The following is a 14,388-nucleotide window of genomic DNA, read 5'->3' as shown; positions in this document are numbered from 1 at the left end:
TTGCCGCGCAAGATCGACGTCACCGCCTACGCCAAGGGCGTCCTGGCGGGTGACCGCGGGACGCTGTCGAAGGCGATCACGCTGGTCGAGTCGCAGCGGGAGGACCACCGGGCGCTGGCACAGGAGCTGCTGGTCGAGCTGCTGCCGTCGGCAGGCGGCGCGCGCCGCGTCGGCATCACCGGCGTTCCCGGAGTCGGCAAGTCGACCTTCATCGACCAGCTGGGCACCGACCTGACCGCGGCCGGGCACCGGGTGGCCGTGCTGGCCGTCGACCCGTCGTCGACCCGGACCGGCGGGTCGATCCTCGGCGACAAGACCCGGATGGCGCGGCTGGCGGTCGACCCGCGGGCGTTCATCCGGCCGTCCCCGACGTCCGGGACGCTGGGCGGCGTCGCGCGGGCGACCCGCGAGACGATCGTGCTGATGGAGGCGGCCGGCTACGACATCGTGCTGGTCGAGACGGTCGGCGTCGGGCAGTCCGAGGTGACCGTGGCCAACATGGTCGACTGCTTCCTCTTCCTGACCCTGGCCCGCACCGGCGACCAGCTCCAGGGCATCAAGAAGGGCGTCCTCGAGCTCGCCGACGTCATCGCCGTCAACAAGGCCGACGGCGACCACGAGCGGGACGCCCGCCGCGCCGCGCGGGAGCTGGCGGGCGCGCTGCGGATGATCTACGGGCCGGAAGCGTCGTGGACGCCGCCGGTGCTGACCTGCAGCGGCCTGCACAACCTGCGCCTCGACGAGGTCTGGGGCGCGATCGAGCAGCACCGCGACACGCTCACGGCGTCCGGCGAACTCGACGCGCGGCGGCGGCAGCAGCAGGTCGACTGGACCTGGGCGATGGTTCGCGAACAGCTGCTGGGTCGGCTGGCGGCGCATCCGGAGGTGCGAACGGTCGTTCCCGACGTCGAGCGGGCGGTGCGCGACGGTGAACTGACGGCTACCCTCGGTGCGCAGCGGATCCTCGACGCGTTCGGTCCACCGCGTGGTGGCTGACACGCGGGGCGGTCCGTGGGCAGAATGCCTGGTCGTGGCGAAAGGATGACATGGCGAAACTGCGGGGTCTGGTCCTGGCCGGGCTGCTGGGATCGGTGCTGTTCACGGCGTCGCCGGCACTGGCCGAGCCGACGCGTCCGGCCGCCGTCACGGTGAGCGTGGCGCACGCGTCCGCCGCGCTGCTCCCGGCGCAGACGCAGCCTCCGGGCCCGGTCCTCGACCCGGCCCAGACGGACAAGGCGAACACCGAAAAGACCAGGAACAAGCTGGTCGCGGGCCTGATCGCGGCCGTCCTGCTCGGCATCGTGATCTGGGGGCGCAAGATCCGTTCGAAGAAGGCCAAGAAGTCCTGAGGTTTTCGGCTTTGCCGAACTAGTGCACGCCGTTCAACGCAGATCCGGTACCGGCCGTCTAGGACGGCCGTTTTCGAGGCGCGGCTTGCCGCCTGCATGGTGCACGATCGTCTGCAAATGCGTACGACAGATCGATCGGCACGACGCGTGACCCCAGCCGCTGCGCGGGTTACCCGTGTTGCGGGAGGAGGTGCGGCGTGACGGTGCTCGACTCACGGCCGGACGTTCCAGGCGACCCCCAAGGGCGCATCATCAACCCCATGGAGGGGTCCGAGGCGCTGATTTCCGAAGCCGGCGTAAGCATGGCTCCCGTGGAGGACCTTGGTGCGGGCCGCGGCCCGTTCTGGCTGGACGACTGGCTGCGCGCCAACGCGACCGACGTGCTGGCCTGGCGCCGGCACATCCACGCGCACCCGGAGCTGTCGCGGCACGAGTTCGCGACCACGGAACTGGTCATCACGCTGCTGCGCTCGGTCGGGCTCAAGCCATGGGTGCTGCCGGGCGGCACCGGCGTCGTCTGCGACATCGGCAGTGGTGAGCGGTGCGTGGCGTTGCGCGCGGACATGGACGCGCTGCCGCTGACGGAGGCGACCGGGCTGCCGTACGCGTCGACCGTCGAGGGCGCGGCGCACATGTGCGGCCACGACGCCCACACGGCGATCCTGCTCGGCGCGGCCCGTGCGCTGGCCGGCGCGCCGGAGCTGCCGGGCCGGGTGCGGCTGATCTTCCAGCCCGCCGAGGAGGTCATGCCCGGCGGCGCGCTGGACATGATCGCGGCGGGCGCACTGGACGGCGTCGAGCGGATCTACGGCCTGCACGTCGACCCGCGCCTCGAAGTGGGTTCCGTCGGCCTGCGCGTCGGCGCGTTGACGTCGGCCGCGGACCTGATCGAGCTGCGCCTGACGTCGCCGGGCGGCCACACGTCCCGGCCCCACCTGACGGCGGACCTGGTGCACGCGCTGGGCACGGTGATCACGTCACTGCCCGCGGTGCTCAGCCGTCGCGTCGACCCGCGGTCCGGCACGGTCCTGGTGTGGGGAGCGGTCCACGCGGGCCAGGCGGCCAACGCGGTCCCGCAGGACGGCGTCCTGCGCGGCACGCTGCGCACGGCCGACCACGAGGTCTGGACGGCCCTGGAGCCGCTGGTCGCCTCTTCGGTGGAGTCCCTCCTGGCCCCGACGGGCGTCGGCTTCCAGCTGGACTACCGCCGCGGAGTCCCCCCGGTGGTCTCCGACCCGGAGTCGACGGCCCTGATGCGCGCGGGCACCGAAGCAGCCCTCGGCGAGGGCGCGGTGGCCGCGACAGAGCAGTCATCCGGCGGCGAGGACTTCGGCTGGTACCTGGAGCACGTCCAGGGAGCCTTCGCCCGCCTCGGCGTCTGGTCCGGCCCCCCGGCCCCCCAGTCGGACATCCACCGCCCCACCTTCGTCCTCGACGAGCGAGCCCTCCTCTGCGGAGTCCGCACCCTCGTCCACACCGCCCTAACCACCCTCGCCTAGCCGACCCTCCAGGTACGCAAGCCGACCCTCCAGGTACGCGAACCGACCCTTCGGGTACGGAGTTGTCCACAGAAGCGCCGAGTTGTCCACAGGTCGAGCGTGAGGGTCTTTCGCCGACGACGGAAGACCCTCATGCTCGATTCTGTGATCAATTGGGGAGGAAGACACGGGGCGGCTCTGCGTAGCGAAGCCGTCAAGGTGCTGGGTCAACGAGCGGTCCGCCAAGCGCTCGTCGGCGGGCTGCTCGCGCAGCCTTGGCGAGGCGTCGTGGTGCCGGCCACGGACTCGCTCAAGATGGCGACCCGCGCCGAGGCCGCGCTGCTTCTGGCCGGCCCGCCGGCTGTCCTTTCGGGCGCGACTTCTCTTGCGCTGCATGGGATTTCGGTGGTCGATGGTGCAGATATCCACCTCACCGTCCCCTACTCAAGGCGGGTCAGATCCAAGCCCGGTCTGGTCGTGCACCAGAGTGATTACGAGCCGCACGACGTGCTCGAAATCGACGGTTTGCCAGCCTTCAGCCTGGACCTCGCGCTGGCCGATTTTCTCTGCCGAGGTGACAAGTCAACCGCGTTCGCCGCTGTCGAAGAGGCCATGCGCGGGCTCCCTCCGGAGCACCTTCAGAAGCTCCGTGACAACGTGCGCGACCGCATTGTCGATCGTGCGAGCCGCCAAGGTATCCACAGGGCCCTGTCGATGCTGGCTCTGGCCGACGGCAAGGCAGAATCGCCGCCCGAGAGCATGCTGAGGCTGATCGTGGTCGAGGCTGGCTTGCCGGTTCCGGAGGTGCAGTACCCGATCAACGACATTGAAGGCAAGCTGCTGTACGTGCTCGACATGGCTTGGCCCGCACGGCGCGTCGCACTCGAATACGACGGGTTCGCCGCGCACGAGGACCGGAAGGACGCAGACGCCGAGCGGGATCGACGCATGGCAGGTCGTGGGTGGATCACCATCCGCGCTGCCGCCGCCGACCTGCGTGATCCCGCCCGGGTGCTCCGTGAGTTACACGAGGCACTCCGGACCCGGGCAGGGTAGTTGGGTGCCTGGGCGGTCGGCTTGCGTACCTGGAACGTCGGCTCGCGTACCTGGAGGGTCGGTTAGCCGGTTATGCCGGAGCAGGGGCGGGTTCGGAGGTCGTCGACGTAGTCGGCGGGGGCGCCGGCCGCCTCGGCGGCGTCGGCCAGGACGCCCAGGTAGCGGGCCGAGGGCAGGCCGCCTTCGTAGGCGTCCAGGACGTACAGCCAGGCCAGTACCGAGCCGTCCATCGTCTGGACGCGGAGGCGGATCTTCGAGTGGATCCCCAGCTCGCCGCCTTCCCAGCGGTCCAGGCCCGTCTCGTCCAGCGGCGTCACGTCGTACAACACGACGAACACCCGGGAGGCCGGGTCCTCGACGATCGTGGCCAGGGCACCTTCCCACCCCAGGTCCTCGCCGCCGAAGGTCAGGCGCCACCCCTCCAGCCAGCCGCTGCCGGCCATCGGTGAGTGCGGCGCGCGCTCCAGCATCTGGGCGGGCTCCATGTTCGATCCGTAAGCGGCATACAACGGCACGCCGACAGCGTAGCGACACCTCCCTCACCCGAGTGGACGCACTCGCCGTGTTCGCCCACTTCAGTGTCTGGTCACCTTCGCCGCGTACGGTGAGAGCACCGCACGGACAGCCAGAGGAGGACCCAGGTGACCAGGATCGTGATCATGGGCGGGGGCCCGGCCGGCTACGAAGCCGCGCTGGTCGCGGCCCAGCACGGAGCCGACGTCACGATCGTCGAGCGGGACGGCCTCGGCGGCGCCTGCGTCCTGTACGACTGCGTTCCCTCGAAGACGTTCATCGCGAGCTCCGGCGCGCTGGCGAAGATGCACGACCTCAGCGAGCTCGGCGTCAACACCGACCTGGCCGACACCCGCATCGACCTCCCGACCGTCCACGGCCGGGTGAAGGGCCTCGCGCTCGCCCAGTCCGCCGACATCCGCGCCCGCGTCCAGCGCGAAGGCGTCCGCGTCATCGTGGGCGAAGCTCGCTTCTGCGACGAAGAGCCCGGCTTGGCGACGCACAAGGTCGCCGTCACGACCAAGGACGGCACCGAGAAGCTGCCCGCCGACGTCGTCCTCATCGCCACCGGCGCCACTCCGCGCGTCCTGCCCGGCGCGGTCCCCGACGGCGAGCGCATCCTCGACTGGCGCCAGCTCTACGAGCTCCAGGAGCTGCCGGAGCACCTCGCCGTGATCGGCTCGGGCGTCACCGGCGCCGAGTTCGCCTCCGCCTACACCGAGATGGGCGTCAAGGTCACCGTCGTCTCCAGCCGGGACCGCGTCCTCCCGCACGAAGACGCCGACGCCGCCGCAGTGCTCGAAGAGGTCTTCTCGCAGCGCGGCACCACCGTCGCGAAGCAGGCGCGCGCCGACCGCGTCGAGCGCACCGAAAAGGGCGTCGAGATCTTCCTCGCCGACGGCCGCGTGATCGAAGCCAGCCACGCGCTGATGACCGTCGGGTCGGTCCCGAACACCAAGGACATCGGCCTCGACAAGGTCGGCATCTCGCCCGGCCCCGGCGGGTTCATCACCGTCGACCGCGTTTCGCGCACCTCCGTTCCCGGTATCTACGCCGCCGGCGACTGCACCGGCTTGCTCATGCTCGCCTCGGTGGCGAGCATGCAGGGCCGCATCGCGATGTGGCACGCGCTGGGCGAAGGCGTCGCGCCGATCAAGCTCAAGACCGTCGCCGCCAACGTGTTCACCCACCCGGAGATCGCCACCGTCGGCATCAGCCAGCAGGCGATCGACTCCGGCGAGGTGCCCGCGCGCACCATCATGCTGCCCCTGGCCACCAACGCGCGCGCGAAGATGGAGGGCCTCCGCCGAGGCTTCGTGAAGCTGTTCTGCCGCCCCGCCACCGGCGTGGTCGTCGGTGGAGTCGTCGTGGCGCCGCAGGCGAGTGAGCTCATCCTTCCCATCGCGCTCGCCGTCCAGAACCAGCTCACAGTGGACCACCTGGCACTGACATTTTCGGTGTACCCGTCGCTGTCGGGCTCGATCACCGAGGCCGGGCGCCAGCTCATGCGCCACGACGATCTCGACTGATCCGGCACGCAACCCGGGCGCACCCGTCGCGTCTTGTCGGTTGTAAGGCCGAAGGACGCGAAGGGTGCGAACGTGCGCAAGACGGTGGTTTTCGTTGCGGCAGCGGTGATCGGGGCGACGGCGCTGGCGGGACCGGCGATGGCGCAGAGCACCGGCCCGACGTCGAGCGCGAGCCCGGCCCCGCGCACCACCGCCGGCATGGTTCAGCTCAACGTGAACACCGCGATCAACCAGTCGCTGGTCGACAAGTACGTCCGTGACGCGCCGAACGTCGCGCTGGCGAAGTGCGAAGGCCCTTCGCCGGCGTTCTCCTCGCCGGTGCTGACCTTCACCAACTACACCCCCGGCCCCTTCATGGGCGTCGACGCGAACATCAGCGCCGACGTCGAGCTGAAGCCCGGCACGACGGCGGGGACGTACCCGCTGACCGTGACGTGCGGCGGCCAGACCTACTCCGCGCAGTTCACCGTGCCCGCCTCCCAGGTCGCGAAGGTGCCGTCCGGCGCCGCGAAGGCGGGCGACGGCAGCATGGCGGGCTGATTTCCCGAAAACGCCACGACCACCCCGGAGCCGCGCTCCGGGGTGGTTTTCATGCCTCGAGGCAACCCTTTTCGCAGGTAAGACGTCTTTCGGTTTGCTCGCCCTGGGCGGCGGTACCGTCGGGGCTCAACCGGAAGGACCACTCGGACGTGTGAACTTGCAGGCGCCAGTCAGGGGGAGAACATGACCAGGAGGATCACGAACAGACGCGGTGTGCTGATCGCCGTCGTCGTGGTGTTGCTCGCCGTGGTGGCGGTGCTGGTGCTGACTCTCGGCGGTGGCCCCGGCCCGGGCACCGCGCAGCCCCCGTCCGCCCAGCCGGCCGCGGTCGTTCCCGCGCCGCAGGCAAGCAGCCCGGACGCCCTCGCGGCGCTGCCCAAGTCCGAGCCCGTCTCGATCGACGTCCCGAAGATCGGCGCGCATTCGTCGCTGATCCCGCTGGGGCTCAACCCGGACAACACCGTCGAGGTGCCGCCGGTGACCACGCCGCTGCAGGCCGGCTGGTACACCTACGCGCCGACGCCGGGCGAGACCGGTCCGGCCGTCGTCCTCGGGCACGTCGACGGCAACCACCAGAAGGGCATCTTCTTCCGGCTCAAGGAACTGGCCGCCGGTGACCGGGTCTCGATCGCCCGCAAGGACGGCACCACGGCGGTGTTCGAGGTGACGAAGGTGCACCAAGTGCCGAAGAAGGACTTCGAGGGCGAAGGCGTCTACGACGACACGGCCGGTCCCGAGCTGCGGCTGATCACCTGCGGCGGCGTCTTCGACCGGAGCGCGCGCAACTACGTCGACAACATCGTCGTCTACGCCCGCCTGGTCCAGGCCTGATTTTCGGTTTTTGTCGGTGCCCGGTGCAACACTGTGCCGGTCGTCACCAGAGGCGGCGCAGACGAGGGTTGGGAGTCGGCATGGTGTTCCGGGACGAAAGATGGCCCGACGGTACGCCCGGCTGGGTGGACCTGATGGTGCCCGATCAGGCGAAGGCGATTGCCTTCTACAGCAGCCTGTTCGGCTGGGACGTGCACCGGGGCGGTGAGGAGACCGGCTTCTACGGCATGGCGGAGCTGCGGGGGCGCCCGGTCGCCGGCATCGGCCGGAGGCCACCGGGCCAGGACATCCCACCGGCCTGGACGACGTACCTCGCGGTGTCCGATGTGGACCGCGCGGCCGCGGTCCTCACCGAGGCGGGCGGGCAGATCGTCATGCCCGTCATGGCGGTCATGGATGAGGGCAGGATGGCCATCGCGGCCGATCCGGCGGGCGCCGTCTTCGGGCTCTGGGAGGCCGGCAAGCACATCGGCACGCAGGTCACCGCGGTCCCGGGCACCCTGGCCTGGAACGAGTGCCTGAGCCGGGACTACGCGGCGGCGAAGCCGTTCTACGAAGAGGTCTTCGGCTTCGGCTTCCAGGACATCTCCGGTGACGACTTCACGTACGCGGTGCTGCTGCTCGACGGGCGTCCGGTCGGCGGGCTCGGCACGGTGCCCGGATCGGAGCCACCGGAGGTGCCGTCGTACTGGTCGGCGTACTTCTTCGTGGCCGACGCCGACGCGACCGCGGCCAAGGTGACCGAACTCGGCGGCAAAGTCGACGGGAAGCCGTTCGACACGCCGTACGGGCGGCAGGTGCGGGTCACCGACGACCAGGGCGTGCCGTTCGTGGTCGTGGCCCCGAACGAGCAGTCGGGCGAGCCGGAGGGCTGGGAAGTGTGAGCGGTCGGGCCGGGAGCGCCATGAGGCGGCACCCCCGGCCCTGGCCGGTCAGTCCTCTTCGGAGACCCAGTCGAAGGTCTTGGTGACGGCCTTCTTCCAGTTGCGGTACTCGCGCTCGCGGCGGGCGTCGTCCATCGACGGGTCCCACTGCTTGTCCTGGGCCCAGTTGGTGCGGATGTCGTCCTCGGACTTCCAGAACCCGACGGCGAGACCGGCGGCGTAGGCGGCACCCAGCGCGGTGGTCTCGTTGACCACCGGGCGGATCACCGGCACGCCGAGGATGTCGGCCTGGAACTGCATGAGCAGCTCGTTGACGACCATGCCGCCGTCGACCTTGAGCGACTTCAGCGGAACTCCGGAGTCGGCGTTCATCGCGTCGATGACCTCGCGCGACTGGAAAGCCGTCGCCTCCAGCACCGCGCGGGCGAGGTGGCCCTTGTTGACGAACCGGGTGAGCCCGACGATCGCGCCGCGAGCGTCGGATCGCCAGTAAGGAGCGAACAGACCCGAGAACGCCGGGACGAAGTACGCGCCGCCGTTGTCCTCGACGCTGCGCGCGTGCTCTTCGATCTCGGCCGCGGTCGTGATCATGCCGAGGTTGTCGCGCAGCCACTGCACCAGCGAACCGGTGACGGCGATGGAGCCTTCCAGCGCGTAGATCGTGTCGTTCGAGCCGATCTTGTAGCAGACCGTGGTGAGCAGCCCGTTCTGCGACATCACCTTTTCGGTGCCGGTGTTGAGCAGCATGAAATTGCCGGTGCCGTAGGTGTTCTTGGCCTCGCCGGGCGAGAGGCAGGCCTGGCCGAACGTCGCGGCCTGCTGGTCGCCCAGGATGCCCGCGATCGGGACGCCGGCCAGCGCGCCCTTCTCGCGGACCTTGCCGTACTCCTCGGACGAGGAGCGGATCTCCGGCAGCATCGAAAGGGGGATGCCCATCTCGCCGGCGATCTCGGCGTCCCACTGCAGGGTGTCGAGGTCCATCAGCATGGTGCGGGAGGCGTTGGTCGGGTCGGTGACGTGCACGCCGCCGTCGGCCCCGCCGGTCATGTTCCACAGCACCCAGGTGTCCATGTTGCCGAAGATGAGGTCACCGGCCTCGGCCTTCTCGCGGGCGCCCTCGACGTTGTCCAGGATCCACTTGACCTTGGGGCCGGAGAAGTAGGTCGCGAGCGGGAGGCCGACCTTGTCGCGGTAGCGCTCCTGGCCGCCGCCGAGGTTGCCGAGCTCGGTGACGATCTTGTCGGTGCGGGTGTCCTGCCAGACGATCGCGTTGTACACCGGCTTGCCGGTCGTCTTGTCCCAGACGAGTGCGGTCTCGCGCTGGTTGGTGATGCCGACGGCGGCGATGTCCTTGGCGGTGAGGTCGGCCTTGGCCAGTGCGCCCGCCGCGACCCGGCGCGTGTTCTCCCAGATCTCTTCCGCGTTGTGCTCGACCCAGCCGGCGCGGGGGAAGATCTGCTCGTGCTCGCGCTGGTCGACCGAGACGACGCGGCCCTCGTGGTTGAAGATCATGCAGCGGGTGGAGGTGGTGCCCTGGTCGATCGCTGCTACGTACGAAGTCATGTGTGCTCCCGGAATTCGGCGTCGGAGGAGGCGATCAGGTCAGGTTGTGCACGAGGAGGTAGACGAGCGCGGCGAGGGCACCACCGACCAGCGGGCCGACGACCGGGATCCACGAGTAGCCCCAGTTGGCGTTCGCCTTGTTGCGGATCGGCAGCAGGAACGCGTACGCGATGCGCGGGCCGAGGTCGCGCGCCGGGTTGATGGCGTAGCCCGTCGGCCCGCCGAGTGAGGCACCGATCACGAGGACCACGAACGACACGCCCGCGTAGCCCAGCGCGGAGTTGCCGAAGTTCGGCGTCCCGCCGTCGCCCATGGCGTAGGTGGGGCTGAGCAGGATCCACACGACCAGGACGAAGGTGCCGATGATCTCGGTGACGAGGTTCCACGCGGTGTTCTGGATCTGCGGTCCGGTGGAGAAGATGCCGAGGGTGTTCTCGGGCTCGGGGTGGTCGTCGAACTGGAGCTTGTAGGTGGCCCAGCAGAGCACCGCGCCGATGATGGCGCCTGCCATCTGCCCGATGAAGTAGAAGGGCACGTCGGCCCACGGCGTCTTGTCGGCGATGGCGAGCCCGAGGGTCACCGCCGGGTTGAGGTGCGCGCCGCTCGGCGCGGCGATGCTGGCGCCGGTGAAGACGGCGAAGGCCCAGCCGAGGTTGATGAACAGGAATCCCGCGTTGTACCCGTTGTTCTTGCGCAGCACGTGGTTGGCCACCACGCCGTTGCCGAGCAGGATCAGCGTCGCCGTTCCCAATAGTTCCCAGACGATTATTGCTCCAGCACTCACCGCTGCACCTCCACACTGGACACTCTGCGCAGGGTCGATCACGGCGTGCCACGGCACCGTTGCCGACCCACGTCCGCGCGACGTTACCGGGGCGTAGAAGCTACTTCCAAGCACCGGGCAGTCGAATTCTTTCAAGATCCCGGTCAAGATCGCGGAGGGTTACGCCACAAGTGTCATCCGTGGACGGGCGGATGATCACCGGGTCGTGCGATGCTGGAGGCCTCGCCGGCACGAGGAGGACTGTCACGTGGCGCAGCACGCAGCGGAGACGAACCCGGCTCGACTGGGCCCGCTCAAGCGGGAAGAGACCTGGCAACGGCTCGGCAAGGAGACGTTCGACCTCGTCGTCATCGGCGGCGGCGTGGTCGGGGCGGGCACGGCGCTGGACGCCGCGACGCGCGGGCTGCGGGTCGCGCTCGTCGAGGCTCGTGACCTCGCGTCCGGGACGTCGAGCCGGTCGAGCAAGCTCTTCCACGGCGGCCTGCGGTACCTGGAGCAGCTCGAGTTCGGCCTGGTCCGCGAAGCGCTGCGCGAGCGCGAGCTGATGCTGACGACCATCGCGCCCCACCTGGTGAAACCGGTCAGCTTCCTCTACCCGCTGACCCACCGCGTGTGGGAGCGGCCGTACACCGCGGCGGGCCTGCTGATGTACGACACGATGGGCGGCGCCCGGAGCGTCCCGGGGCAGAAGCACCTCACCCGCGCGGGCGCGCTGCGGATGGTGCCGGCGCTCAAGCGCTCGGCGCTGATCGGCGGGATCCGCTACTACGACGCGCAGTCCGACGACGCCCGCCACACGATGACGGTGGCGCGGACGGCAGCGCACTACGGCGCGGTCGTGCGGACGTCGACCCAGGTCGTCGGATTCCTGCGCGAAGCCGACCGGGTGTCCGGCGTGCGCGTACGCGACGTCGAGGACGGGCGCGAAACGGAGATTTCGGCGGCCGCGGTGATCAACTGCACCGGCGTGTGGACGGACGAGCTCCAGCGGCTGTCGGGCGGCCGCGGCCGGTTCCGGGTGCGCGCGAGCAAGGGCGTGCACATCGTCGTCCCGCGCGACCGGATCGTCTCGGAGTCGGGGATGATCCTGCGCACCGAGAAGTCGGTGCTGTTCGTCATCCCGTGGCGCAACCACTGGATCGTCGGCACGACGGACACGGACTGGAACCTCGACCTCGCTCACCCGGCGGCGACGAAGCACGACATCGACTACCTCCTCGAGCACGTCAACACGGTCCTGGCCACCCCGCTGACCCACGACGACATCGAAGGCGTGTACGCCGGCCTTCGCCCGCTGCTGGCGGGGGAGAGCGAAGAGACGTCGAAGCTGTCGCGCGAGCACGCGGTGGCTCGCGTGGCCCCAGGCCTGGTGGCCATCGCGGGCGGCAAGTACACGACGTACCGAGTGATGGCGGCGGACGCGGTCGACGCGGCGGCGGTGGACCTGCCGGGTCGTTCCCAGCCGTCGATCACGGACAAGGTCCCCCTCCTGGGCGCGGACGGCTACCACGCGCTGGTCAACCAGGCCGACCACCTGGCGGCGGAGCACGGTCTGCACCCGTATCGGGTGAGGCACCTCCTGGACCGCTACGGCTCACTCGTCCACGAGGTCCTGGCCTCGGCGGAGGGCCGCCCGGAGCTGCTGAAGCCGATCGAGCACGCCCCGGACTACCTGGGGGTGGAAGTGGTGTACGCGGCTTCGCACGAGGGAGCGCTGCACCTGGAGGACGTCCTGGCCCGCCGGACGCGCATTTCGATCGAGTACGCGCACCGGGGAGTGGACTGCGCTTCGCAGGTCGCGGCCCTGGTGGGCGAGGTCCTGGGCTGGTCACCCGAAACGGTGAAACACGAGATCGAGGTCTACCGCGCGCGGGTGGAGGCGGAGCGCAAGTCCCAGTCCCAGCCGAGCGACGAAGCGGCGGACGCTTTGCGATCGGCGGCCCCGGAGGCCCGCGCGGGCATCATCGAGCCGGTGAGCTGAGGGCCGGGAGGGGGTTGTCCACAACGCGGCTGGGTTGTGGACAACGGGTGCGGTTGAGCGGTTACGGACGGGTTTTGTCCGAGGGGGCCGATAGACTGGCCTCGGGGCCGCCCCCCTGGGAGTGGCGGGGGCACGGCACCTTGGCTTGTCCGGTCGAAATGGCGGGCTGCTCGCCGAGTTCGGCGGCCGGGAATGGCCGGGAATGTTCGGCTGCGGTCAGGAAGTCCGGTGCCAGCGGATCAGCTTCTCACCCGTCGGCGCTCGCTCCGCCTCGGGGCCGACCAACGTGAACCCGCAGCGCTCCGCCACGATCGCCGAGGCCGTGTTGCTCTCCTCGTACCGGTAACTCACCTCGGTCAACCCCAACCCCCCGAAGCCGAACCGCAGTGCGGCGTTCAGCGCCGTCGTCGCGATTCCCTTGCCCCGCTCCGTGGGATGGACCCAGATCGTCGCCTCCGCGTACGACGCGTCCAGGTTCAGCTCGCGCAGCCCGACCTCGCCCAGCAGCCTGCCCGAGGTCGGCTCCGCGATCGCCCAGGAACAGCGCTCGTCGCCGGCCCACTGGGCCGCCCGGAGGGCCACGTACTCCGTGGCCTCGTCCAGCGTGCGCAGCCGGTAGTTCAATACGTACTTGCGGTGCGTCGGGTCGGCGAACGCCTCCATCAGCACCGGCCGGTCGTCGATGTGCCGGTCCGCGCGCAGCTGGCGCAGGTAGTACGTGCCCGCGTTGATCTCCACCGGTTCCACTCCACCCAGCCTAGCCAGGCCGGGAGCACGTCGCTCCCGGCCCGGCGGCCGCCGGGCGGACTACCCCCGGAACCGCCACATCACCGGCACCCCACCCTCGTAAACCGGCCTGTCCGACGCCACACCCAGGATCGTCCCGTCGTCGGAGACCTGCGACGCCTGGTACTGCTTGTACGCGCCGGGCTGCTTCAACGCGCCGACCGCCGTGGTGCCCCACCAGGCCATCGGCGGCCCTTGGATCGCGTCCGGTGCCGGGGTCGCCCCGGCGATCAGGCCGAACCGGTTGAGCGCGTACGCGCCGATACCTCCGGGGAGCAGGGTGAACCGGCCCGCCGCGTCCCAGCGGCCGGCGCGGGTGCCCGCGATGGTCCCGTCCGAAACCGAGCCGACGACCACGCCGTCGCGGAGCGCACTGCCCTCGGCGTACCGGAAGCCGGGCGCTGTGCGCTGCAGGTACCGGCCGTTCTTCCACAGCAGGACGCTCTCGGAACCGATGAACAGGATGGTGCCGTCGTCGTCGATGTCCATCGGGAACTCGATCTCGTGCGACTTCGGGATGATCACCGGCGCCGACCCGTTCGCGGGCCAGACGATCGAGCCGTTCTTCGCCGGATCCGCGTGGGTCACCTGGCCCAGCACGTCACCGCGGCTGTTGATGTCGACCCCGCGCGCGGACTGGTAACCGGCCGGTGTCACGCGGAAGCGGAAACCCCTCGCGTCCAGCACGAACGGGCGGATTTCCCCGGTGTCGTTGTCGGTCGCCGTGCCGACGACGGTGCCGACGCGGTTTTCGTCCGCCGCCATGGCCGACTCGTAGCCGGCCGGCACGCCGCGCAGCACCGGCTTCCCGCCGCGCCAGCTCACCACCTGCAGTTTCCCGTCGACCACGAACGAGCCGGTGTACTCGCCGTGCCCGTTCGTGCTGGTCAGGTACCCGCGACCGGCCGGATCCGCGCCCGCCGGCAGCGGGAGCAGCGTCGGCTGCCAGGCCGGTCGGTGCGTCCCGGCCTCGGCCGCCGGAACCCCCAGTGCGGTGAGCGCGATCGCCACGGTGGCGAGCGCCCCCACTCGTTTCCCCCAGTTGCCCATCAGAATCTCCGTTCCCCCCTCGGTGGTGTGAGCGTAACGGCGGG

14 protein-coding genes are annotated in these 14,388 nt (G+C 70.1%); 9 read left to right on the top strand and 5 right to left on the bottom strand.

What is annotated here, in order from left to right; genetic code table 11:
* From meaB to ACLJQE_RS12960, 4 genes are all read left to right on the top strand, one after another.
* Nucleotides 1-996, top strand: coding sequence for a methylmalonyl Co-A mutase-associated GTPase MeaB (gene meaB / locus ACLJQE_RS12975; RefSeq protein WP_410639437.1), 996 nt, complete (start codon nt 1-3; stop codon nt 994-996).
* Between the two features lie 50 nt (nt 997-1,046).
* On the top strand, nt 1,047-1,349 hold the full coding sequence (locus tag ACLJQE_RS12970) for a hypothetical protein (protein WP_410639436.1): 303 nt from the start codon (nt 1,047-1,049) through the stop codon (nt 1,347-1,349).
* 197 nt (nt 1,350-1,546) lie between these two features.
* Nucleotides 1,547-2,848, top strand: coding sequence for an amidohydrolase (locus ACLJQE_RS12965; RefSeq protein WP_410639435.1), 1,302 nt, complete (start codon nt 1,547-1,549; stop codon nt 2,846-2,848).
* A 201-nt stretch (nt 2,849-3,049) separates the two neighbouring features.
* Nucleotides 3,050-3,883 carry a DUF559 domain-containing protein gene (locus ACLJQE_RS12960; RefSeq protein WP_410639786.1) on the top strand — a complete coding sequence of 278 codons (834 nt, stop codon included), beginning with the start codon at nt 3,050-3,052 and terminating at the stop codon, nt 3,881-3,883.
* Nucleotides 3,884-3,945: 62 nt separating this feature from the next.
* On the opposite strand, the gene ACLJQE_RS12955 is transcribed toward ACLJQE_RS12960, so the two are convergent.
* Nucleotides 3,946-4,398: a gamma-glutamylcyclotransferase gene (locus ACLJQE_RS12955; RefSeq protein WP_410639434.1), complete on the bottom strand. Its 453-nt coding sequence runs from the start codon at nt 4,396-4,398 to the stop codon at nt 3,946-3,948.
* 126 nt (nt 4,399-4,524) lie between these two features.
* On the opposite strand from ACLJQE_RS12955, the gene ACLJQE_RS12950 reads away from it, so the two are divergent.
* The 4 genes from ACLJQE_RS12950 (at nt 4,525) to ACLJQE_RS12935 (ending at nt 8,180) form a co-directional block, all read left to right on the top strand.
* On the top strand, nt 4,525-5,925 hold the full coding sequence (locus ACLJQE_RS12950) for an NAD(P)H-quinone dehydrogenase (protein WP_410639433.1): 1,401 nt from the start codon (nt 4,525-4,527) through the stop codon (nt 5,923-5,925).
* A gap of 72 nt (nt 5,926-5,997) precedes the next feature.
* Nucleotides 5,998-6,465 (top strand): hypothetical protein, encoded by a 468-nt coding sequence (locus ACLJQE_RS12945; RefSeq protein ID WP_410639432.1) that lies wholly within the window; start codon nt 5,998-6,000, stop codon nt 6,463-6,465.
* A 183-nt stretch (nt 6,466-6,648) separates the two neighbouring features.
* Complete coding sequence (locus ACLJQE_RS12940; protein WP_410639431.1) at nt 6,649-7,296, top strand: class F sortase; 648 nt, start codon at nt 6,649-6,651, stop codon at nt 7,294-7,296.
* 80 nt (nt 7,297-7,376) lie between these two features.
* Entirely contained in the window at nt 7,377-8,180 is an 804-nt protein-coding gene (locus ACLJQE_RS12935) for a VOC family protein (RefSeq protein WP_410639430.1), read from the top strand.
* A 48-nt stretch (nt 8,181-8,228) separates the two neighbouring features.
* On the opposite strand, the gene glpK is transcribed toward ACLJQE_RS12935, so the two are convergent.
* Together glpK and ACLJQE_RS12925 are read right to left on the bottom strand one after the other, a co-directional pair.
* A complete protein-coding gene (gene glpK / locus ACLJQE_RS12930) occupies nt 8,229-9,743 on the bottom strand; it encodes a glycerol kinase GlpK (RefSeq protein ID WP_410639429.1) in 1,515 nt (504 codons plus the stop codon).
* A gap of 34 nt (nt 9,744-9,777) precedes the next feature.
* Complete coding sequence (locus tag ACLJQE_RS12925; protein WP_410639428.1) at nt 9,778-10,527, bottom strand: MIP/aquaporin family protein; 750 nt, start codon at nt 10,525-10,527, stop codon at nt 9,778-9,780.
* Nucleotides 10,528-10,774: 247 nt separating this feature from the next.
* On the opposite strand from ACLJQE_RS12925, the gene ACLJQE_RS12920 reads away from it, so the two are divergent.
* Nucleotides 10,775-12,508, top strand: coding sequence for a glycerol-3-phosphate dehydrogenase/oxidase (locus ACLJQE_RS12920; RefSeq protein ID WP_410639427.1), 1,734 nt, complete (start codon nt 10,775-10,777; stop codon nt 12,506-12,508).
* A 216-nt stretch (nt 12,509-12,724) separates the two neighbouring features.
* Here the strand turns inward: ACLJQE_RS12920 and ACLJQE_RS12915 are convergent, their stop codons facing one another.
* Both ACLJQE_RS12915 and ACLJQE_RS12910 read right to left on the bottom strand, forming a co-directional pair.
* Entirely contained in the window at nt 12,725-13,255 is a 531-nt protein-coding gene (locus ACLJQE_RS12915; RefSeq protein ID WP_410639426.1) for a GNAT family N-acetyltransferase, read from the bottom strand.
* 60 nt (nt 13,256-13,315) lie between these two features.
* Nucleotides 13,316-14,344, bottom strand: coding sequence for a hypothetical protein (locus tag ACLJQE_RS12910; protein ID WP_410639425.1), 1,029 nt, complete (start codon nt 14,342-14,344; stop codon nt 13,316-13,318).
* Nucleotides 14,345-14,388 lie beyond the last annotated feature (44 nt).

Source organism: Amycolatopsis sp. lyj-346 (assembly GCF_046548975.1).
Classification (GTDB): domain Bacteria; phylum Actinomycetota; class Actinomycetes; order Mycobacteriales; family Pseudonocardiaceae; genus Amycolatopsis.
The sequence above is the reverse complement of the archived record's forward strand: the minus strand, read 5'-3'. Positions and strand labels throughout refer to the sequence as shown.

Excerpts from the sequence above, each read along its gene's own strand:
- ACLJQE_RS12970 (WP_410639436.1), top strand. The coding sequence starts at position 1,047 with ATGGCGAAACTGCGGGGTCTGGTCCTGGCCGGGCTGCTGGGATCGGTG.
- ACLJQE_RS12940 (WP_410639431.1), top strand. The coding sequence starts at position 6,649 with ATGACCAGGAGGATCACGAACAGACGCGGTGTGCTGATCGCCGTCGTC.
- ACLJQE_RS12935 (WP_410639430.1), top strand. The coding sequence starts at position 7,377 with ATGGTGTTCCGGGACGAAAGATGGCCCGACGGTACGCCCGGCTGGGTG.
- glpK (WP_410639429.1), bottom strand. The coding sequence starts at position 9,743 with ATGACTTCGTACGTAGCAGCGATCGACCAGGGCACCACCTCCACCCGC.
- ACLJQE_RS12910 (WP_410639425.1), bottom strand. The coding sequence starts at position 14,344 with ATGGGCAACTGGGGGAAACGAGTGGGGGCGCTCGCCACCGTGGCGATC.